This is a genomic window from Streptomyces sp. NPDC014861, assembly GCF_043081625.1.
Classification (GTDB): Bacteria; Actinomycetota; Actinomycetes; order Streptomycetales; family Streptomycetaceae; genus Streptomyces.
Genome location: NZ_JBIBWV010000006.1, coordinates 89,075 through 108,550 on the forward strand (window position 1 = coordinate 89,075; position 19,476 = coordinate 108,550).

General features: G+C 73.4%; 17 protein-coding genes. 11 read left to right on the forward strand and 6 right to left on the reverse strand.

What is annotated here, in order from left to right; genetic code table 11:
- Positions 1-29: 29 nt before the first annotated feature.
- Positions 30-1,580 (forward strand): FadD3 family acyl-CoA ligase, encoded by a 1,551-nt coding sequence (locus ACF1BN_RS14810; protein WP_392332008.1) that lies wholly within the window; start codon positions 30-32, stop codon positions 1,578-1,580.
- A gap of 192 nt (positions 1,581-1,772) precedes the next feature.
- Positions 1,773-2,441 carry a hypothetical protein gene (locus ACF1BN_RS14815; RefSeq protein ID WP_392332296.1) on the forward strand — a complete coding sequence of 223 codons (669 nt, stop codon included), beginning with the start codon at positions 1,773-1,775 and terminating at the stop codon, positions 2,439-2,441.
- Between the two features lie 57 nt (positions 2,442-2,498).
- Here the strand turns inward: ACF1BN_RS14815 and ACF1BN_RS14820 are convergent, their stop codons facing one another.
- The 3 genes from ACF1BN_RS14820 to ACF1BN_RS14830 form a co-directional block, all read right to left on the reverse strand.
- On the reverse strand, positions 2,499-2,630 hold the full coding sequence (locus ACF1BN_RS14820) for a hypothetical protein (protein WP_392332009.1): 132 nt from the start codon (positions 2,628-2,630) through the stop codon (positions 2,499-2,501).
- 304 nt (positions 2,631-2,934) lie between these two features.
- Positions 2,935-3,129, reverse strand: coding sequence for a hypothetical protein (locus tag ACF1BN_RS14825; protein ID WP_392332010.1), 195 nt, complete (start codon positions 3,127-3,129; stop codon positions 2,935-2,937).
- Positions 3,130-3,342: 213 nt separating this feature from the next.
- On the reverse strand, positions 3,343-6,522 hold the full coding sequence (locus tag ACF1BN_RS14830) for a BTAD domain-containing putative transcriptional regulator (RefSeq protein ID WP_392332011.1): 3,180 nt from the start codon (positions 6,520-6,522) through the stop codon (positions 3,343-3,345).
- 174 nt (positions 6,523-6,696) lie between these two features.
- Between ACF1BN_RS14830 and ACF1BN_RS14835 the strand changes: the two genes are divergently transcribed.
- Complete coding sequence (locus tag ACF1BN_RS14835; protein WP_392332012.1) at positions 6,697-7,923, forward strand: amidohydrolase family protein; 1,227 nt, start codon at positions 6,697-6,699, stop codon at positions 7,921-7,923.
- 440 nt (positions 7,924-8,363) lie between these two features.
- Here the strand turns inward: ACF1BN_RS14835 and ACF1BN_RS14840 are convergent, their stop codons facing one another.
- On the reverse strand, positions 8,364-8,528 hold the full coding sequence (locus tag ACF1BN_RS14840) for a hypothetical protein (RefSeq protein WP_392332013.1): 165 nt from the start codon (positions 8,526-8,528) through the stop codon (positions 8,364-8,366).
- Positions 8,529-8,621: 93 nt separating this feature from the next.
- Here ACF1BN_RS14840 and ACF1BN_RS14845 point away from each other — a divergent pair, with 93 nt between their 5' ends.
- The 6 genes from ACF1BN_RS14845 (at position 8,622) to ACF1BN_RS14870 (ending at position 16,767) form a co-directional block, all read left to right on the forward strand.
- On the forward strand, positions 8,622-9,539 hold the full coding sequence (locus ACF1BN_RS14845) for a TIGR03619 family F420-dependent LLM class oxidoreductase (protein ID WP_392332014.1): 918 nt from the start codon (positions 8,622-8,624) through the stop codon (positions 9,537-9,539).
- A gap of 11 nt (positions 9,540-9,550) precedes the next feature.
- Entirely contained in the window at positions 9,551-10,333 is a 783-nt protein-coding gene (locus ACF1BN_RS14850; protein ID WP_392332015.1) for an SDR family NAD(P)-dependent oxidoreductase, read from the forward strand.
- Positions 10,334-10,413: 80 nt separating this feature from the next.
- Complete coding sequence (locus ACF1BN_RS14855; RefSeq protein WP_392332016.1) at positions 10,414-11,538, forward strand: LLM class flavin-dependent oxidoreductase; 1,125 nt, start codon at positions 10,414-10,416, stop codon at positions 11,536-11,538.
- Between the two features lie 173 nt (positions 11,539-11,711).
- Positions 11,712-13,451: an amidohydrolase family protein gene (locus ACF1BN_RS14860; RefSeq protein ID WP_392332017.1), complete on the forward strand. Its 1,740-nt coding sequence runs from the start codon at positions 11,712-11,714 to the stop codon at positions 13,449-13,451.
- Positions 13,448-14,908 (forward strand): aldehyde dehydrogenase family protein, encoded by a 1,461-nt coding sequence (locus ACF1BN_RS14865; RefSeq protein ID WP_392332018.1) that lies wholly within the window; start codon positions 13,448-13,450, stop codon positions 14,906-14,908. Before ACF1BN_RS14860 ends, ACF1BN_RS14865 begins: the two co-directional genes overlap by 4 nt.
- A 293-nt stretch (positions 14,909-15,201) precedes the next feature.
- The gene (locus ACF1BN_RS14870; protein WP_392332019.1) at positions 15,202-16,767 is read left to right on the forward strand and encodes an APC family permease; all 1,566 of its coding nucleotides are present in this window, start codon (positions 15,202-15,204) and stop codon (positions 16,765-16,767) included.
- Between the two features lie 91 nt (positions 16,768-16,858).
- On the opposite strand, the gene ACF1BN_RS14875 is transcribed toward ACF1BN_RS14870, so the two are convergent.
- Positions 16,859-17,074 (reverse strand): hypothetical protein, encoded by a 216-nt coding sequence (locus ACF1BN_RS14875; protein ID WP_392332020.1) that lies wholly within the window; start codon positions 17,072-17,074, stop codon positions 16,859-16,861.
- A gap of 58 nt (positions 17,075-17,132) precedes the next feature.
- On the opposite strand from ACF1BN_RS14875, the gene ACF1BN_RS14880 reads away from it, so the two are divergent.
- Positions 17,133-17,600: a GNAT family N-acetyltransferase gene (locus tag ACF1BN_RS14880; protein WP_392332021.1), complete on the forward strand. Its 468-nt coding sequence runs from the start codon at positions 17,133-17,135 to the stop codon at positions 17,598-17,600.
- Here the strand turns inward: ACF1BN_RS14880 and ACF1BN_RS14885 are convergent.
- Entirely contained in the window at positions 17,575-18,339 is a 765-nt protein-coding gene (locus tag ACF1BN_RS14885; RefSeq protein WP_392332022.1) for a GNAT family N-acetyltransferase, read from the reverse strand. The genes ACF1BN_RS14880 and ACF1BN_RS14885 overlap by 26 nt on opposite strands.
- Before the next feature lie 268 nt (positions 18,340-18,607).
- Between ACF1BN_RS14885 and ACF1BN_RS14890 the strand changes: the two genes are divergently transcribed.
- Positions 18,608-19,441, forward strand: coding sequence for an LLM class F420-dependent oxidoreductase (locus tag ACF1BN_RS14890; RefSeq protein WP_392332023.1), 834 nt, complete (start codon positions 18,608-18,610; stop codon positions 19,439-19,441).
- Positions 19,442-19,476: the final 35 nt, after the last annotated feature.

Genomic DNA, 19,476 nt, shown 5'->3' on the forward strand with positions numbered 1-19,476 from the left:
GTGTGGCACCGGAACGGTGGAGGCATCAGATGCGCGGTGACCTGGAGTGGGGCACGATCCCGGGACTCGTCCGGTCGGCGGGGGAGCGGTACGGCGAGCGGGAGGCGGTCGCCGACGGGCGCACCCGGGTCTCCTACGCCGAACTCGCATCCCGCGTCGAGCGGTCCGCCGCGGCCTGCCTGGCCACCGGGGTGCGGACCGGGGACCGGGTCGCGATCTGGGCCCCCAACAGCCTCGACTGGATCGTCGCCGCCCTCGGCGCCGTCACCGCCGGCGCCGTCCTCGTCCCGCTCAACACCCGCTTCAAGGGCACCGAGGCCGCCGACGTCCTCGCCCGCTCCCGCGCCCGGCTCCTCTTCGTCACCGGCACCTTCCTCGGCACCTCGTACGTCGCCTCGCTGCGCCGCGCCGGGATCCCCCTGCCCGACCTGGAGCGGGTCGTCGTCCTCGGCGACACCGCGCCCGACGAGGCCGAGTGGACCACCTGGAAGGCGTTCCTCGCCGAGGGCGACCGGATCCCCGCCGCCCGCGTCCGGGCCCGGGCCGGCACCATCGACCCCGACAGCCCCTCGGACATCGTCTACACCTCCGGCACCACCGGCCGCCCCAAGGGCGCCGTCATCAGCCACGCCCAGACCCTGCGCTGCTACGAGGAGTGGGCCGCGCTCGCCGGACTCGCGGAGGGCGACCGGTACCTGGTGGTGAACCCCTTCTTCCACACCTTCGGCTACAAGGCGGGCGTCCTCGCCTGCCTGATGCGCGGCGCGGTGATCGTGCCGCAGCCCGTCTTCACCGTCGACACCGTCCTCGCCAACATCGCCGCCGAGCGGATCAGCGTGCTCCCCGGCCCGCCCACCCTCCACCAGTCGCTCCTCGACCACCCGGCCCGCGCCGCCCACGACCTCTCCAGCCTCCGCCTCGTGGTCACGGGCGCCGCCGTCGTCCCGCTGCTGCTCGTCGAGCGCCTCCGCTCCGAGCTGGGCATCGGCACCGTCCTCACGGCGTACGGCCTCTCCGAGGCGAGCGGCCTCGTCACCATGTGCCGCCGCGACGACCCCGACGGGACGATCGCCACCACCTCGGGGCGGGCCGTCCCCGGCACCGAGGTCCGGATCTCCGGCGCGGGCGAGGTGCTGGTCCGGGGGCACAACGTGATGCGCGGCTACTTCGAGGACGAGGAGGCGACGGCCGCCGCGATCGACGCGGACGGCTGGCTGCGCACCGGCGACATCGGCGTCCTCGACGGGGCCGGGAACCTGCGGATCACCGACCGGCTGAAGGACATGTTCATCGTCGGCGGCTTCAACGCCTACCCCGCCGAGATCGAGCAGCTCCTGGGCCTCCACCCGGACATCGCCGACGTCGCCGTCATCGGCGTCCCCGACGCCCGGCTCGGCGAGGTCGGCAAGGCGTTCGCGGTGCGGCGGCCGGGCGCACGGGTCACCGCCGACGACCTGATCGCCTGGTCACGGCGGGAGATGGCGAACTACAAGGTGCCCCGGCAGGTCGAGTTCGTGACCGAACTGCCCAGGAACGCCAGCGGGAAGGTGGTCAAGGGGGAGCTGCGCGAACGAGGCTGACGCGGGGGCGGCGCGGGCGGTGATGCGGGGTGGCGCGGGCGGTGATGCGGGGGCCAACCCGCCCAGTCCTCCGGAGGATTGGAATCCGTTTATGGAAATGAAGGGGGAGCGGCAACCGGACTGCGGCGTGTGCACGTCATACGGGCGCACCCCACCTCCCCCTCCCTCCGACCCGAGGAGTACCAGGTGTCCATGCAGGAGTTCCCGCTCACCCTCACCCCGCAGCAGGCCGCCACCGGCGTCGTCATCCCGGTCACCCTGCCCGGCAACGTCGGCGGCCCGACCCGGCTCCACGTCCCGCCCTGCCGCCACGGCGACGTCATCCCCGTCCCGTTCGCGGGCACGACCGTCCTCCTCCGCATCACCGTCGCCCCCGGCCCGACCCCCCGGCAGCGGAGGTCCGGCGTCGCCGGCTGCCTCGTCCCGCTGCTCGTCATCGGCGCGATCGTCGGCGGCGCGTACCTCCTCGACGCCAACGACAAGGACGAGCCGGCCGACTCCCGGCCCACTTTCCCGACCTTCTCGGTCTCGCCCTTCCCCACCCTGGACCTGGACCCCACGCCCACCGCGACCCCCACGGAGGAGGAGCCCGACCCGTACGACAAGGGCACCTGCCTCAACGGCACCCTCCCGGACTCGGAGACCGCCCAGTCCGTCAGCGGCGTCGAGGAGGTCCCCTGCTCGGCGTCGGACGCCCACTACAAGGTCATCCAGACCTTCCCCCTCACCTCCGACATGAACCGCTGCAACGCCAACCCCAAGACCCAGTACGCCTTCTCGCACCGCTACACCATGAACGGCGCCACCATCAGCGAGTACGTCTACTGCCTGGTCGGCCTCGGCTCCTACGCCCGCGGCTGACCGCCCACCGGCCACGACCCGGGAGGACGCCGACTCCTCCCGCCGGTCGGCCGGGGGTCAGTCGGTGGGGAGGGCTTCGTAGGCGGTGGTGCCGGTGATGTGCATGTTCGCCGAGGCCGGGACGGCCGCGCCGAAGGAGAGCGCGGTGGCGATGACCGCGAGGGCGACGAGACGTTTCGTACGGCTCATGGCGGACTCCTCGTGAAGTGGTGGGAATCGGGCGGATCGATCCTCGTGGCGGAGCTTCACCGGCCGCGAAGCGGAAGGTTCTACTTCGTCAGGTGACCGGAACAGGCGGAAGGGGCCGGGCAGATGCCCGGCCCCTTCCTTCGGCGGTCCGATCGCGTCGCGCGCGGTCCCTGCCGGACGGATCCCCCCTGGTTCCGCCCGGAGTCCCCCGGGACCGTGTGCTCCCCCGTCGACCGGGCCTCCTTCGGGTGGCAACGGCGGTTCCCCCGAACCTGCCGCTGCCGTCATCCCCGTGGGGAGTGGTCTACTTGGCCGGCTCCGACGTGATGTGGAGGTTGTCCGTCGAAGCGCCGCCCTCGCCGAGCACCTTGTCCGCGATGGCGTCGGCGGGCTCGGAGGTGATGTGCAGGTTCTTGGTGCCGACGGTCTCGGCGCCCTCGCCCGTGATGTGCAGGTTCTCGGGCTTGACGATCGGGTCGGTGGCGTTGATGTCGCCCATGACGGTCCCCTCCAGATGAATGACGTCGGTCGTGACGGGGCCCGTCCAGCCTTTCCCCCATGGACAGGTGGGCGGGCCCCTCGGAATCGCTCACCCTAGTGCGCGGGGCTGACGATCTCTTCCCGACCCGTCTGCCCCCCGACACGGCGGATCGTTGAGGAAGACTCTGCCGGGCCGCGATAAACGAATGATGAACGCGCGCGAACCCCGAGGTCAGGCCGCCAGCCGCGGGGACAGGAGGGCCTTCACCTCGGCGGTCTCCGGCGCGTTCAGCTCCTCGTAGATGTCCAGGGCCTCCTGCCAGCAGACCTGGGCCCGGCCCGACTGGCCGAGTCCCTGGAGGGCCCTGCCGAGGACGGTGAGGACGTTGCCGCGCCGCCACTCGCCCCCGATGCCCCGGAGGACGGTCAGGGACTTCTCCGCTCCGGCCGCCGCCACTCCGTGGCGCCCGTCGACGATGTCGACCTCCGCGATCCGGAACAGGGTCATGCCCTCCCACAGCCGCTGACGACTGTCGACGAAGACGCACAGCGCCTCGTGCAGCTGGGTGCGCGCCTCGTCCAGGCGCCCGCCCTCGGTCAGGGCCAGCCCGAGCGCGTAGCGGCCGTTGGCGCCCTTGAGCGCGTGGCCCATCTGCTCGTACATGTCGGCCCCCTGCTGGGACATGCGGATGGCGTCCTCCGTGTGCCCGGTCGCCAGCCGGATGCGGGAGAGGTTGCACAGGGCGGCGGCCTCGCCGGCACGGTCCTCCGCCGCGCGGAACCCCGCGATGGCGTGGGTCAGGTGCTCGTCGGCATCGCCGAACCGCGCCTGGTAGTGGGCGATGGCCCCCCTGGCGTTCAGCGCCCAGCAGATGGGCAGGCGGTCGTCCACCGACCCGGAGAGGCCGGTCACCTCCGCCGCCTCGCGCTCCGCCTGGTCGAAACGGCCCTGGTAGTGGTGGACGTAGGCCAGCACATTGGCCGCCCGCCCCTCCGCCCGCACGTCGCCCGTGCCCGCCGCCGCGCCCCGCAGCACCGTCGCCACCGCCTCGTACTCCTTGGAGTTGGCGCCCGACTCGGCCAGGTCGAGGGAGGCCCAGAGGAGGTCGACCGCGCGGCGGAGGGTGGGCGGGGTGCCGGCGGACTGGCGGACGCAGGCGAGGAGGCAGTGGGACTCGGCGTAGAGCCAGTCCTGGGCCTCGTGGCGGTCTGTGAAGGACAGGCCCTCGTACGTCGTCGGCTCCAGGTGGTCGACGAGGCGGTCGCCGGGGCGCTCGATGGCGTACACCCGGGCCGCCGTCGAGAGGTAGAAGTCGAGCAGGCGCGAGAGGGCCGCCTCCTTCTCCGTGGGCGGGTGCTCGTCGCGGTCGGCGCAGGCGCGGGCGTACAGGCGCAGCAGGTCGTGGTAGCGGTAGCGGCCGGGGGCGGCCGATTCGAGGAGCGAGGTGTCCACCAGGGCCTCCAGGAGGTCCTCGGTGTCCCACAGGGGGAGGTCCAGGACGGCCGCGGCCGCCCCCAGGGAGATGTCCGGGCCGTCGGCGAGGCCCAGCAGGCGGAAGGCCCTCGCCTGGGCGGGCTCCAGCTGGCCGTAGCCCAGCTCGAAGGTGGCCTTGACCGCGAGGTCGCCCGCCTGGAGCTCGTCGAGGCGCCGCCGCTCGTCGCCCAGCTTGGCGGCGAGGACCGACACCGTCCAGGTGCGCCGGGCGGCCAGGCGGGAGGCCGCGATGCGGATCGCCAGCGGCAGGAAGCCGCAGGCGGCGACCACGTCGAGCGCCGCCTCCCGCTCCGCCCGTACCCGCTCCTCGCCGACGATCCGGGTGAAGAGCTGGAGGGCCTCCTCCGGGGACATCACGTCGAGGTCCACCAGATGCGCGCCCGCCAGGTCCACCATGCGGATGCGGCTGGTGACGAGCGCCGCGCACCCTGGCGTACCGGGCAGCAGGGGCCGGATCTGGGCCGCGTCCCGCGCGTTGTCGAGGAGGATCAGGACCCGGCGGCCGTCCAGCGTCGAGCGGTAGAGGGCGGCCCGGTCCTCCAGTGCGTCGGGGATGGCCGAGTCGGGCGTGCCGAGCGCGCGGAGGAAGGACCCGAGGACGGTCTCGGGGGCCGCGGCGCGCGCCCCGGCGCCTTGGAGGTCGACGTACAGCTGGCCGTCGGGGAAGTGCGGGCGGGCCTCGTGGGCCACGTGGACGGCGAGCGTGGTCTTGCCGACGCCGCCGATGCCGGCGAGCGCGGAGACCGCCATGACGGAGCCCTCCGCGGTGGAGAGCCGGGCGCCCAGCTCCCGTACGAAGGCGGCCCGCCCCGTGAAGTCCGCGACGGTGGCCGGGAGTTGGGCGGGCCGGGCGACCGGCGCGGCGGCCGGGGCCTGCTCCTCGACGGGGCGGGCCAGTTCGGCGTCGCCCTGGAGGATGCGCTGCTGGAGCCGGGAGAGTTCGGGGGTGGGGTCGACGCCGAGCTCGTCGGCGAGGAGCCGGCGGGTGTCGGCGTACACGGCGAGCGCCTCCGCCTGCCGCCCGCCCCGGTAGAGCGCGAGCATCAGCAGTTCGCGCAGGCGTTCGCGCAGTGGGTGCGCGGCGGTGAGCGCGGTCAGTTCGGAGACGGCCTCGGCGTGCGCGCCGATCTCCAGGTCGACGTCGACGCGGGTCTCCAGGAGGGTGAGCCGCCACTCCTCCAGACGGGTGCGCTGGGTGTCGGCGTACGGCCCGGGGACGGAGGCCAGGACCTCGCCGTCCCACAGGTCGAGGGCTTCGGCGAGCCGGTCGCGGGCCGCCGCGCGCTCGCCGCCCGCCCGCAGCTTCTCGGCCTCGGCGGCGAGCTCCCGGGCGCGCGTGAGGTCCAGTCCCGTGGCCCGCAGGGCGTAGCCGCCGGACTCGCTGACCAGCACCTCGGCGCCGAGGACCTTGCGGAGCCGGGAGGCGTACGTACGGAGCGCGGCGAGCGCCTGCGAGGGGGGCTCCTCGCCCCAGAGGGCGTCGATGAGCTCGGCGGCGGTGGCGGTACGTCCGCCGCGCAGCAGCAGCGCGGCGAGCAGCGCCCGCTGCTGCGGCGAGCCGGTGGCCAGCGCCTCCCCGTCCCGCCAGGCCCGCACGGGCCCGAGCACGCCGAACCGCAGACCGGTGGTGGTGGCGGTGGTGCCGGCGGTGCCCACGCCCGTACTCACGCCTCCGGCCGCGCCCGTACCGACTCCCGCGCCCGTACCGGCCTCCGCGCCCGTACCGGCCTCCGCGCCGACTCCCGCCCCGTCGGCCGCGGATGCCCGTTCCGTCGTCCGGCAGCCGCCGCCCTCCGTCGTCCGGGAGCCGTCGGCCCCCGCGGTGCGCGCCCGCTGCCGGGGTACGCCGAAGTCCGGCCCGGCCTCGTCCCCGCCGGGGCCCCGCGCCGGGACGCGCGGCCCGTTCTCCTGCCCCATGGCTCCCCCTGCCCTACCGGTGGTATCGCCCCGGACAGTCTGCCTTGTCCGGAGGGAGCGCGTCAGCATCGGGGCGCGGTTGTGGAAGAGCTGTGACCGGGGCTCCCCGTCCGTGTCGCGATCCCGCCGCCGCCATAGCTGACGGTTCGTCAGATCAGCGCTACCGTGAAAGGCATGGAGACCCAGGAGACCTTCCCCAGGATCATCTCGGTGGACGACCACACCGTGGAGCCCCCGCACGTCTGGCGGGACCGGCTCCCGTCCCGGTACCACGACACCGGCCCCCGGATCGTCCGCGCCCCGCTGAAGGAGATGACCTTCCTCGGCGGCAGGTTCGCGCCCGTCATGGGCGCCCGGGGCGACGACGGGCCGATCGGCGACTGGTGGGTCTACGAGGATCTGCACAGGCCCCTCACCCGCCTCGACACCGCCGTCGGCTACGACCGCGACGAGATACGCCTCGAAGTCATCACCTACGAGCAGATGCGGCCGGGCTCCTTCTCCGTCCCCGACCGGCTCGCCGACATGGACGTCAACCACGTGCAGTCCGCGCTCTGCTTCCCGACCTTCCCGCGCTTCTGCGGCCAGACCTTCACGGAGGCGGCCGACCGCGAGCTCGGTCTGCTGTGCGTGCGTGCGTACAACGACTGGATGGTGGAGGAGTGGTGCGGGCCGGAGGCGCGCGGGCGGCTGATCCCGCTGACCCTCATCCCGCTCTGGGACCCGGAGCTGGCCGCCGCCGAGGTGCGGCGGAACGCCGCGCGCGGGGTGCGGGCGGTCGCCTTCTCCGAGATCCCGCCGCACCTGGGCCTGCCGTCGGTGCACACCGACCACTGGGACCCCTTCTTCCGGGCCTGCGACGAGACCGGCACGGTCATCGCGATGCACATCGGCTCGTCCAGCCGGATGCCGTCGACCTCGGCGGACGCCCCGCCGGCGGTCGGCTCCACGATCACCTTCGCCAACTGCTGCTTCTCGATGGTCGACTGGCTGATGAGCGGCAAGTTCGAGCGCTTCCCGAACCTGCGGATCATGTACGCGGAGGGCCAGATCGGCTGGATCCCGTACATCCTGGAGCGGGCGGACGTGGTCTGGGAGGAGAACCGCGCCTGGGGCGGGGTGGCGGACAAGGTCACCCGGCCGCCGTCGGAGCTCTTCGCCGGGCACGTCTTCGGCTGCTTCTTCGACGACGCCTTCGGGCTGCGCAACCTCGACGCGATCGGCGCGGCGAACGTCCTCTACGAGACGGACTACCCGCACTCCGACTCGACCTGGCCGAAGTCGAAGGAGGTCGGGGAGGCGCAGATGGGCCACCTGGCCCCGGACGTCGTCGACCGGATCGTGCGCGGCAACGCCATCGACCTGCTGGGCCTCAGCCCGGAGGGGCTCTGGCGGCCGTGAGGTGCGGGGCGGGCGGCGGTCCGCTCGGACCTCGACCACCCGGACACCGGGCCCGCAGAGCACGGTCAGGTCTTCCGGATCCGAGGTCAGGACCGTCACCGGGGCCGGAGATGCCGACGCGGTCGCGGCCACGAGGGCGTCCAAGGCGTCCAGGGCGTCCAGGGCGTCCAAGGCGTACGTGTGGCCGTGCAGTCCGGCGTCCGCCGGCAGTGCGCAGGCCGAGCGGGCGATCGCCTCGCTCGGCGGGATGACGTTCAGCCGCGACACGGCGTGGTCGAAGCGGGCCTGGGGTGCTCGGGGATCCCGGGCCGCCACCGGAGGGACGGAGCCGGTGACGACCCGGATGTTCACGGCCTCGGCCGCCACCAGCCATTCGAGGAGGTCGGCGGAGCGCCGTACGAGCAGCGAAAGGCCCTCGCGGTCCAGGACGAGGGTCCCGCTCACACGGCGTCCGCCGACGTCGCGGCCCCACGGCGGAGGAAGGCGCGCTTCGCCTCGACGGCGGCGGCGGCGGGGCCGATCTCCGCCTCGGCGTCCCCGATCGGTTCACGCAGCCGCTCCCGCTCCAGCCGGCGCTGGATGAGGGACTCGATGTACGCGGACACGCCGCGCTCGCACCCTCTTGCCTGACGACCCGTCAGGGTCCAGCATGGCCCCGGCACCAGAACTGACGAAGCGTCAGAAAAAAGGGGGTTCCCATGGTGGTCTACGGCATGCAACTGCCGGTCCAGTCCCAGTCCGTGATCTACGCCGAGCCCTGGGAGGCCACCGCGGGCCCCGCGGACCTGCTCGCCGTCGCCCGCGCGGCGGACGCGCACGGCTTCGACTACGTCGCCTGCTGCGACCACGTCGCCATCCCGCGCCGGCTCGCCACCGGGATGAGCACGGTCTGGTACGACCCGGTCGCCACGCTCTCCTTCCTCGCCGCCGCCACCGAGCGGGTCCGGCTGCTCTCGCACGTCGCCGTCGTCGGGCTGCGGCATCCGCTGGTCACCGCCAAGGCGTACGCGACCGTCGACCACCTCTCCGGCGGCCGGCTGGTCCTCGGGGTGGGCGCCGGGCACGTGCAGGAGGAGTTCGAGGCGGTCGGGGCGGACTTCGCGGGCCGGGGCGGGGTCCTCGACGAGACGATCGACGCGCTGCGGGCGGCGCTGGGCCCGGAGGAGTACCCGGAGCACCTGGGGGAGCGCTTCGCCTTCAAGGACCTGGGGCAGCGGCCCCGGCCCGCGCAGGAGCGGGTCCCGCTCTGGGTGGGCGGCTCCTCCCCGGCGGCCGTGCGGCGGGCCGCGCTCAGGGGCGACGGCTGGCTGCCGCAGGGCGATTCCCGGGAGGTGCTGGCCCGCCGGATCGAGCGGATCGGGCGGCTGCGCGAGGAGGCCGGGCTCGCGGAGCCCTTCGTCTGCGGCGCGATCGCCGAGCCGCTGTACGTCGGCACCCCCGGCTGGGAGGTCGGGCGCCGCACGCTCGCCGGCCGGCCGGAGGAGCTGGCGGCCTCGCTCCGGGAGTACGGGGCGATGGGCGTCGGCCAGATCCAGGTGCGGTTCCGCAGCCGGAGCCGCAGCGAACTCATCGACCAGATGGCGGCCTTCGGGTCGGAGGTCGCCCCGCGGCTGTAGGGAGTGTGGGCATGGGCAAGCTGGACGGGCGGGTCGTGATCGTCACGGGGGCGGCGCGCGGGCAGGGCGAGCAGGAGGCGCGGCTCTTCGCCGCCGAGGGGGCCCGGGTGGTCCTCGCGGACGTGCTGGACGGCCCCGGGGAGGCCCTGGCCAAGGAGCTGGGGGAGGAGCGGGCCGCCTACGTGCACCTGGACGTGACCCGCGAGGAGGAGTGGACGGCCGCGGTGGCCGCCGCCAAGGAGCGGTTCGGGAAGATCGACGGGCTGGTGAACAACGCCGGCATCCTCCGCTTCAACGCCCTGCTCAAGACCCCGCTGGAGGAGTTCCGGGCGGTCGTCGAGGTCAACCAGACCGGCTGCTTCCTGGGGATCAGGGCGGTCGCGCCCGAGATCGCGGCGGCCGGCGGCGGCACGATCGTCAACACCGCCTCGTACACCGGGATGACCGGGATGGCCGGGGTCGGAGCCTACGCGGCCTCCAAGCACGCGGTGGTCGGCCTGACCCGGGTGGCGGCCCTGGAGCTGGCGCCGAAGGGCATCCGGGTGAACGCGGTCTGCCCGGGCGCGATCGACACCCCGATGAGCAATCCGGAGGGCGTGGACCCGGCGGCCACCGCCGAGCTGTACCGGACGCTCGTGCCGCTCGGCCGGATCGGCCGCCCGGAGGAGGTGGCGACCCTCGCCCTCTTCCTGACCTCGGAGGACTCCTCGTACGTGACGGGCCAGCCCTTCGTCGTCGACGGCGGCTGGCTGGCCGGGGTCGCCCTCTTCCGAGCTCCCCACGACAGGACCTGACGGCTCGTCAGGTATTGACACGGCGCAGTGCATCCAAGAATCTGACGGCACGTCAGAAACTCACGAGGACGGTGACTTCCGTGGAATTCGGGATCTTCGTACAGGGATACGTCGGCAAGCGCGCCGAGACCGATCCCGAAGCCGAGCACAAGGCCCTCATGGAGGAGACCGAGTACGTCATCCAGGCGGACAAGTCCCGCTTCAAGTACGCCTGGGCCTCCGAGCACCACTTCCTGGAGGAGTACTCGCACCTCTCGGCCAACGACGTCTACCTGGGCTACCTCGCCCACGCCACCGAGCGCATCCACCTCGGCTCCGGCATCTTCAACCCGCTCGCCCCGGTCAACCACCCGGTCAAGGTCGCCGAGAAGGTCGCGATGCTCGACCACCTCTCCGAGGGCCGCTTCGAGTTCGGCTCCGGACGCGGCGCGGGCAGCCACGAGATCCTCGGCTTCTTCCCGGGCATCACCGACATGAACCACACCAAGGAACTCTGGGAGGAGACCATCGCCGAGTTCCCCAAGATGTGGCTCCAGGACGAGTACGTCGGCTTCCAGGGCAAGCACTGGTCCCTGCCGCCCCGCAAGATCCTCCCCAAGCCGTACGGCGCCTCCCACCCCGCCATGTGGTACGCCGCCGGCTCCCCCTCCTCGTACGCCATGGCCGGGAAGATGGGCCTCGGCGTCCTCGGCTTCAGCGTCCAGAAGGTCTCCGACATGGAATGGGTCGTCGAGTCCTACAAGAACGCGATCAAGGAGGCCAAGGCCGTCGGCGACTTCGTCAACGACAACGTCATGGTCACCTCCACCGCGATCTGCGCCGAGACCCACGAGAAGGCCGTCGAGATCGCCGTCGGCGGCGGCCTCAACTACCTCCAGTCGCTCCTCTTCCGCTACCACGACACCTTCCCGCGTCCCGAGGGCGTCCCCGAGTGGCCCGAGCTGCTCCCCGAGTACTCCGCCGAGATCATCGAACTCCTCATCGCCGAGGAGCTGATGATCTGCGGCGACCCCTCCGAGGTCCTCGCCCAGTGCCGCCGCTGGGAGCGGGCCGGCGCCGACCAGCTCTCCTTCGGCCTGCCGATCGGGATCTCCTACGAGGACACGATGAACACGATCAAGCTGATCGGCGAGCACGTGATCCCCGAGATCGACACCGACCCGGTCCACCGCACCACCCGCTTCCGCCAGGCGGCCGGCTCCTGACACCGACGGGCCCCCGGGCCTGCCCGAGGGCCCGCACAGCGGGTCCGGGGCGGCGTCTTCCCGGACCGCCGCCCCGTACCGGCCCCGGCCGGAGGCCCTTCCGCGGCGGCCTCCGGGCCGGGGCGCCCCCGCGTCCGCCCGCCGCACCCACGGAACCGCAGAAAGGGATCGCCATGCTCGACCACCTCATCACGGGCGCCACCGTCGTGGACGGCACCGGCGCCCCCGCCTTCACCGCCGACGTCGGCCTGCGCGACGGCCGCGTCGCCGTGATCGCCGAACCCGGCACCGTCGCCGAACCCGCCCGCACCACCGAGGACGCCACCGGACTCGTCCTCGCCCCCGGCTTCGTCGACCCGCACACCCACTACGACGCCCAGCTCTTCTGGGACCCCTACGCCACCCCCTCCATGAACCACGGCGTCACCACCGTCGCCGGCGGCAACTGCGGCTTCACCCTCGCCCCGCTCCACCCCGACCGCCCCGAGGACGCCGACTACACCCGCCGCATGATGTCCAAGGTCGAGGGCATGGCCCTGGCCGCCCTCGAAGAGGGCGTCGACTGGGGCTGGTCCTCCTTCGGCGAGTACCTCGACGCCCTGGAGGGGCGGATCGCCGTCAACGCCGGCTTCATGGTCGGCCACTGCGCCCTGCGCCGGTACGTCATGGGCGAGGACGCCGTCGGCGGCCGGGCCACCCCCGAACAGCTCGCGGCCATGACCGCCCTCCTCAAGGAGGCCATGGAGGCCGGCGCCTGGGGCCTGTCCACCACCCAGTCCGCCACCCACTCCGACGGCGACGGCGCCCCCGTCGCCTCCCGCCACGCGACCCCCGACGAACTCATCGCCCTCTCCGCGGCGGTCGGCGAACACGAGGGCACCCAGATCGAGGCGATCCTCGCCGGCTGCCTCGACCAGTTCTCCGACGCCGAGATCGACCTCTTCGTCGAGATGTCCGCCGCCGCCGGACGCCCCCTGAATTGGAACGTCCTCACCATCGACGCCGCCGTCCCCGAACGCGTCCCCCGCCAGCTCACCGCCTCCGAACGGGCCCGCAAGTCCGGCGGCCGGATCGTCGCCCTCACCATGCCGATCCTCACCCCCATGAACATGTCCCTCGGCACCTTCTGCGCCCTCAACCTCATCCCCGGCTGGGGCGAGGTCCTCGGCCTCCCCGTCCCGGAGCGGATCGAGCGGCTGCGCGACCCGGACGTCCGCGCCGAACTGCTCCGCCGCGCCGACTCCAGGGAGGCCGGCGTCTTCCGCCGCCTCGCCCGCTTCGGCCGGTACGTCATCGGCGACACCTACAGCCGCGAGAACGAGGGCCTGACCGGCCGGGTCGTCGAGGACATCGCCGCCGAGCGCGGCCAGGACCCCTTCCAGTGCCTCGTCGAGATCTGCGCCAACGACGACCTGCGGACCGTCCTGTGGCCGATGCCCACCGACAACGACCCGGCCTCCTGGGCGCTGCGCGCCGAGACCTGGCAGCACGAGGACGTCATGCTCGGCGGCTCCGACGCCGGCGCCCACCTGGACCGCATGTGCGGAGCCCCGTACACCACCCGCTTCCTCGGCGACTGCCTGCGCGGCCGGAGGCTGGTGCCGCTGGAGCAGGCCGTGCGGATGCTCAGCGACGACCCGGCCCGGCTCTTCGGGCTCCGCGAGCGCGGCCGGATCACCGAGGGCTTCCACGCCGACCTGGTCCTCTTCGACCCCGAGCGGATCGACGCCGGCCCCGCCACCCTCGTCCACGACCTGCCCGGCGACAGCCCCCGCCTCGACTCGCGGGCGGTCGGCATCGTCTCCGTCCGCGTCAACGGCGTGGAGACGATCAGGGACGACGAGGTCACCGGAGCCGTACCCGGGCGCGTCCTGCGCTCGGGCCGCGACACGAGGACGGTGGGCACCCGGTGAGCGGCATCGTCGAGCGGCTGTACATAGGAGGGGAGTGGACCGAGCCGGACGGAGGCCACTACGAGGTGATCGACCCGGCCACCGAGGGGGTCGTCGGGCTCGCCCCCGAGGCCTCCCGGGCGCAGGTGTACGAGGCGGCCGCCGCCGCCCGCGAGGCCTTCGCCTCCTGGTCCCGGACGAAGCCCGAGGAGCGGGCCGCGCTCCTCGACCGGGCCGCCGGGATCATGGCCAGGGACGCCGACGCGCACACCGCCCTCGCCCGCGCCGAGACCGGCGCCACCACCGGCACCGCGCGCGGCATGCAGGTCGCCGTCGGCTCCGCGCGCTTCCGGCGGTACGCCAGGGGCGCCCTGGAACCCGTCGAGCAGTCCCTGCCGCCGCAGATCAACGAGGCGGGGCCGATGGGGAGGGCGGGCGTCTTCGGCGCGGTCGCGGTCCGCCGCCCGGTCGGCGTCGTCACCTGCGTCACCTCGTACAACAACCCCTGGGCCAACCCGGCCGGCAAGATCGCGCCGGCGCTCGCCATGGGCAACACGGTCGTGGTGAAGCCCGCCCCGCAGGACCCGCTGTCGGTCTTCGCCATGGTCCGCGCCCTGGAGGAGGCCGGCGTCCCGGCCGGGGTGGTCAACCTCGTCACCGGCTCGGCGCCCGCCGTCGGCGAGGCGGCCGTCGACTCCCCGGACGTCGACATGGTCTCCTTCACCGGCTCCACGGCCGTCGGCCAGGCGATCGGCGAGGTCTGCGGCCGGACCATGAAGCGGCAGCTGATGGAGCTGGGCGGCAAGGGCGCCGCGCTCGTCCTCGACGACGCCGACCTCGACTCGGCCGTGATGGGCATCGGCACGACCTTCTCCTTCTACAGCGGCCAGATCTGCACCGCCCCGACCCGGGTGCTCGCCCAGCGCGGGATCTACGAGCGCCTGGTCGAGAAGCTCACCGGCTACCTCGCCTTCATGAAGGTGGGGGACCCGGCCGCGCCGGGCACGGTCGTGGGCCCGGTGATCTCGGCCGCCCACCGCGACCGGATCGAGTCCTACGTCGAGCTGGGGCGGAAGGAGGGCGCCAGGGTGGTCGCCGGCGGCGAGCGCCCCGACCTCGACCGCGGCTTCTACGTCGCCCCGACGCTCCTCGCCGACTGCACCAACGAGATGCGGGTCGTACGGGAGGAGATCTTCGGCCCGGTCGTCGTGGTCGTCCCCTTCGACGACGAGGAGGAGGGCATCGCGCTGGCCAACGACAGCGACTACGGCCTGCTCGACTACGTCTGGTCGGGGGACGTCGCCCGCGCCTTCCGGATCGCCGCGCGGCTGCGGGCCGGCGGGGTCGGGATCAACACCGTCGGCCGGAACATGGAGGCTCCCTTCGGCGGCTTCAAGAAGAGCGGGGTGGGCCGGGACGTGGGGTCCTACGCCCTCCATGCCTACAGCGAGCTCCAGGCGGTGGTCTGGCCCGGCTGACCGTCCGGTACAAAAGGCCGGAACCCAGTCCTCCCAAGGGTTCCGGCCCGCCCGGCGACGCCCGGGAAAATTCCTCGGGAAAATTTCGAATCGGACATTTCACCCTCGGCTGCGGTTCCCGCATATCGGACATCCGGCGGCCGACCTACCAGTTGGTCGGTAGGGCGGGGTGGTCGATCTTTCAATCATTGGCCGATGGTCCGCTCTGGCCTCGCAATGCAAGGCACGAAGCGATCAACTGAGCGGACTTCGCCCCTCCGGATAAGGAAACCGCAGCACTTAACGTCCTGTTCATGACTCAGGTGGAAGCACGGCCCCAGGCCGGAGACACGGTAAGGGGCGCCACCGCCCCCGGCGACACCCCCGGTGTACGCAAGAAGGGCCTCGGCGGCAACTCCGTCGGCCTCTTCGGCAACGCGATCATCGGCATCTCCACCGTCGCCCCGGTGTACTGCCTGACCTCCACGCTCGGCTCCACCGCCGGCGAGGTCGGCCTCCAGATGCCGGCCGTCTTCCTCGCGGGCTTCCTCCCGATGCTCCTCGTCGCCTTCGCGTACCGGGAGCTCAACCGGGCCATGCCCGACTGCGGCACCTCCTTCACCTGGACCGTGAAGGCCTTCGGCCCCAAGATCGGCTGGATGTGCGGCTGGGGCCTGGTGATCGCCACGATCATCGTGCTCTCCAACCTCGCGGGCGTCGCCACCTCGTACTTCTGGCTCCTCGCGGGCGAGATCACCGGCAGCGAGTCGATCGCCGCCCTCGACGGCAACAAGGCCGTCCACATCCTCACCTGCCTCGCCCTCATCGCCACCGCCACCGCGATCAGCTACCGCGGCATGACGGCCACCAAGGGCGTCCAGTACACCCTCGTCGGGCTCCAGCTCGTCGTCCTCGCCGTCTTCGTCGCCCTGGCCCTCTCCAAGGCCGGCTCCTTCGAGACCTCGGTCGACTTCTCCTGGTCCTGGATGAACCCCTTCGCGGTCCAGTCCTTCGCCGCCTTCACCGCCGGCCTCTCCCTCTCGATCTTCATGTACTGGGGCTGGGACGCCTGCATGGCGACCAACGAGGAGACCACCGGCAGCGACAAGACCCCCGGCCGCGCCGCGCTCATCGCGATGGTCGTCCTCGTCGGCTCCTACCTCGCCACCGGCATCGCCGCCCAGATGGCCGTCGGCTCCGGCGACCAGGGCCTCGGCCTCGCCAACCCCGAGACCTCCGACAACGTCTTCGCCGCCCTCGCCGGCCCGGTCATGGGCCCCGCCCTCGGCGTCCTCCTCTTCGTCGCCGTCCTGGCCTCCGCCGCCGCGAGCCTCCAGACCACCTTCATCCCGGTCGCCCGCACGGTCCTCGCCATGTCCACCTACGAGGCCCTGCCGAAGTCCTTCACCAAGGTCCACCCGGTCTTCAAGACCCCCGGCAAGGCCACCGTCGTCGCGGGCGTCGCCACCGGCGCCTTCTACACCGTGATGACCCTGGTCAGCGAGCACGTCCTGGTCGACACCATCTACGCGCTCGGCCTCATGATCTGCTTCTACTACGGCATCACGGCCTTCGCCTGCGTCTGGTACTTCCGCGCCGAGCTCTTCCGCTCCTTCCGCGACTTCGCCTTCAAGGGCCTCATGCCGGCCCTCGGCGGCGTCATGCTCACGGCGGTCTTCGGCAAGACCCTCTACGACATGTGGGACCCGGCCTACGGCTCCGGCTCCGCCGTCTTCGGCGTCGGCTCCGTCTTCGTCATCGCCGTCGGCCTCCTCCTCCTCGGCGCCGTCATCATGCTCGTCATGCAGCGCCGCAGCCCCGCCTTCTTCCGCGGCGAGGTCCTGACGAAGGAGACCCCGTCCCTGGTGGTCGCCGACTGACCGCGCACACCTCGGCCTGAGTCGTCCCGAAACGCGAGAGCGGCGGTCCCGTGGGGGGTACCGCCGCTCTCGTACGCCGTCCCGCGCGGGACTACCGCCGCCCGGGCAGCAGCTGGTTCACGGCCTGATTGGCCGCCGGCAGGTCGGCGGCCTGCGGCGGGAGGGGCTTCGGGTCCAGGACGCCGCTGAGGGGCACGACCGACGGCAGGTTCAGGCCGCCCGCGTCGGCGGCGGCGGTACCCGCCGAGGCGAGGCCGCCGGTGGCGGCGAAGGCGGTCAGGGCGGCTGCGGTGAGGAGCTTCTTCATGCCCGCTCCAACGGGGGCCGGCCGCGACCGGTTACGAACCGGTCCGTACCATCGCGCCATGCGCGTGACGAGCGAATGGTCCCTGCGGCCGGGACGGGCCGAGGACGTCGAGCCGCTCGCCGAGCTGCGCGCCCTCGTGATGCGCGCCGACCTGGAGCGCCTCGGACGGTACGACGGGGAGCGGGTCCGACAGCGCCTGCGGGACGGGTTCTCGCCCACGTACACCTCGATCGTCGAGACCGCCCGCGGAGCGCTCGCCGGCTGCGTCACGCTCCGGCCCGACACCGGGGGCGACGGCCTCCACCTGGAGCACTTCTACCTCTCCCCGGACCTCCAGGGCCGGGGCCTCGGCACGGCCGTCCTCGACCGGTTGCTCGCCCGCGCCGACGCGGCCGGCGCCCCCGTCCGCCTCGACGTCCTCCGGGGCAGCGCGGCCCGCCGGCTCTACGAGCGGGCGGGCTTCACCGTGGAGGCCGAGGACGAGGTGGACGTGTTCATGGTCAGGAGGCCGGTGCCTCCGCGATGAGCGCGGTCGCGACCGTACGGAAGCCGAGCCGGGCGTAGAGCCGCTCCACGCCCGCGTCCGAGGCCGTCAGGAAGACGAGACCGGCCCCGCGCGCCCGCGCCGCCGCGACCAGCTCGGCGGTCACCGCCAGGCCCAGGCCCCGCCGGCGCGCCTCCGGCCGGGTGCCGACCCCCACGACCTCCGCCACGTCCCCGACGGGCTGCGCCTGGCCGCCCGCCAGAGCCTCCCCGCTCGTCGCGTCGAAGGCGGCGGCGAGGGCGGTCAGACCGGCCGTGATCCGGGCGGCGACCCGCCGCGCGTCACCGGGGCCCGGGGTCGCGCCGAAGGCCGCGTACGGGGCGGCGACGGCGTCCGCGAGCCGGGGATCGTCCGCCGCGAGGGTCCGCACGCGCGCGCCCTCCGGCTCCGGCACGGCGAGCGGATCGCCGTCCAGGACCATCAGCGGGTGCGCGTGCACCACGAGCCCGCTCGCCTCCACGGCCGCCCGCAGCCCCGGCGTCGTCTCCGCCACCCACTCGAACGCCTCCGGCAGCCCCAGCTCCCGCTGCCGCGCCCGCACCCGCTCCACGTCCGCCACCGACGCCCCGTCCGGGCGCCCGAGGGCGGGCCGCGCGTAGAAGGGCCAGCCGTCGGCCCCCTCGCGCACGAAGAAGGTCAGCGGCCCGAAGTCCTCCGCGCGGGCGGAGGAGCGGGGCACGGCGTCGTAGTACGACTCGATTCGCTTCAGCACGCGCGCCATCCAAGCACTCCGGCGGCCCGGCCGCCGGAGCGGGAGCCGGTCGCACGGCCGGTACCGCCACCGCCGCGGCACGGTCCACCTCACGGACCTGCCCGGCGAGGACCGCGCACCGCTCACCCTCCAGCGCTTCCGCGAGAAGGTCCGGGGACACGGCGGGTACGGGGAACCGGCGGCGCGGCAGCGGGCGGTGGCCCCGGCGCGGGGCGGACGCGCGCCCGCCGGTGTCGTACCCCTCGGAATCCGCGGCCGCAGCCCCTACCGTGCCGTCATGCGGATCTCGACCACGATCTTCCTGACCGACGAGACCATCTCGCCCGTGCGGCTCGCCCGCGAGCTGGAGGCGCGCGGCTTCGCGGGCCTCTACCTGCCCGAGCACACCCACATCCCGGTCTCCCGCGAGACCCCCTACCCGCCCGGCGGGGACCTGCCGCGCGAGTACGCGCGCACGCTGGACCCCTTCGTCGCGCTCGCCCAGGCCGCCGCCGTCACCGAACGGCTCGCGCTCGGCACCGGCATCACGCTGCTCGCGCAGCACGACCCGATCGCGCTGGCCAAGCAGATCGCCACCCTCGACCACCTCTCCGGCGGCCGCTTCACCCTCGGTCTCGGCTACGGCTGGAACCGCGAGGAGGCCGCCGACCACGGGGTCGCCTGGCCCACCCGCCGGGAGCTCGTCCGCGACCGGCTGGCGCTCATGCGGGCCCTGTGGGCACCGGAACCGACGGCGTACGAGGGCGGGTACGGGTTCTCGGCGCGCCCCTCCGAGGTGTGGCCCAAGCCGGCCGGCGGCGCCCCGCGGATCCTCCTCGGCGGCGCCGCGGGACCGAAGCTCTTCGGGGCGATCGCCGAGCAGACGGACGGCTGGATGCCGATCGGCGGCGCCGGCCTCTCGGAGTCCCTGCCGCCGCTCCGCACCGCCTGGGAGGAGGCCGGCCGCGACCCCGAGGCGCTCCAGATCGTCCCGTACGCCGTCCTCCCCACCCCCGGCAAGCTCGCCCACTACGCCGAACTCGGCTGCGAGGAGACCGTCCTCCAGCTCCCGCCCTCCGGCGAGTCCGAGGTCCTGCGCGTCCTGGACGCCTACGCGGAGTACCTGGGGTGACGGGCCCGCGACGAGCTGCGGGGACCCCGCTCCGG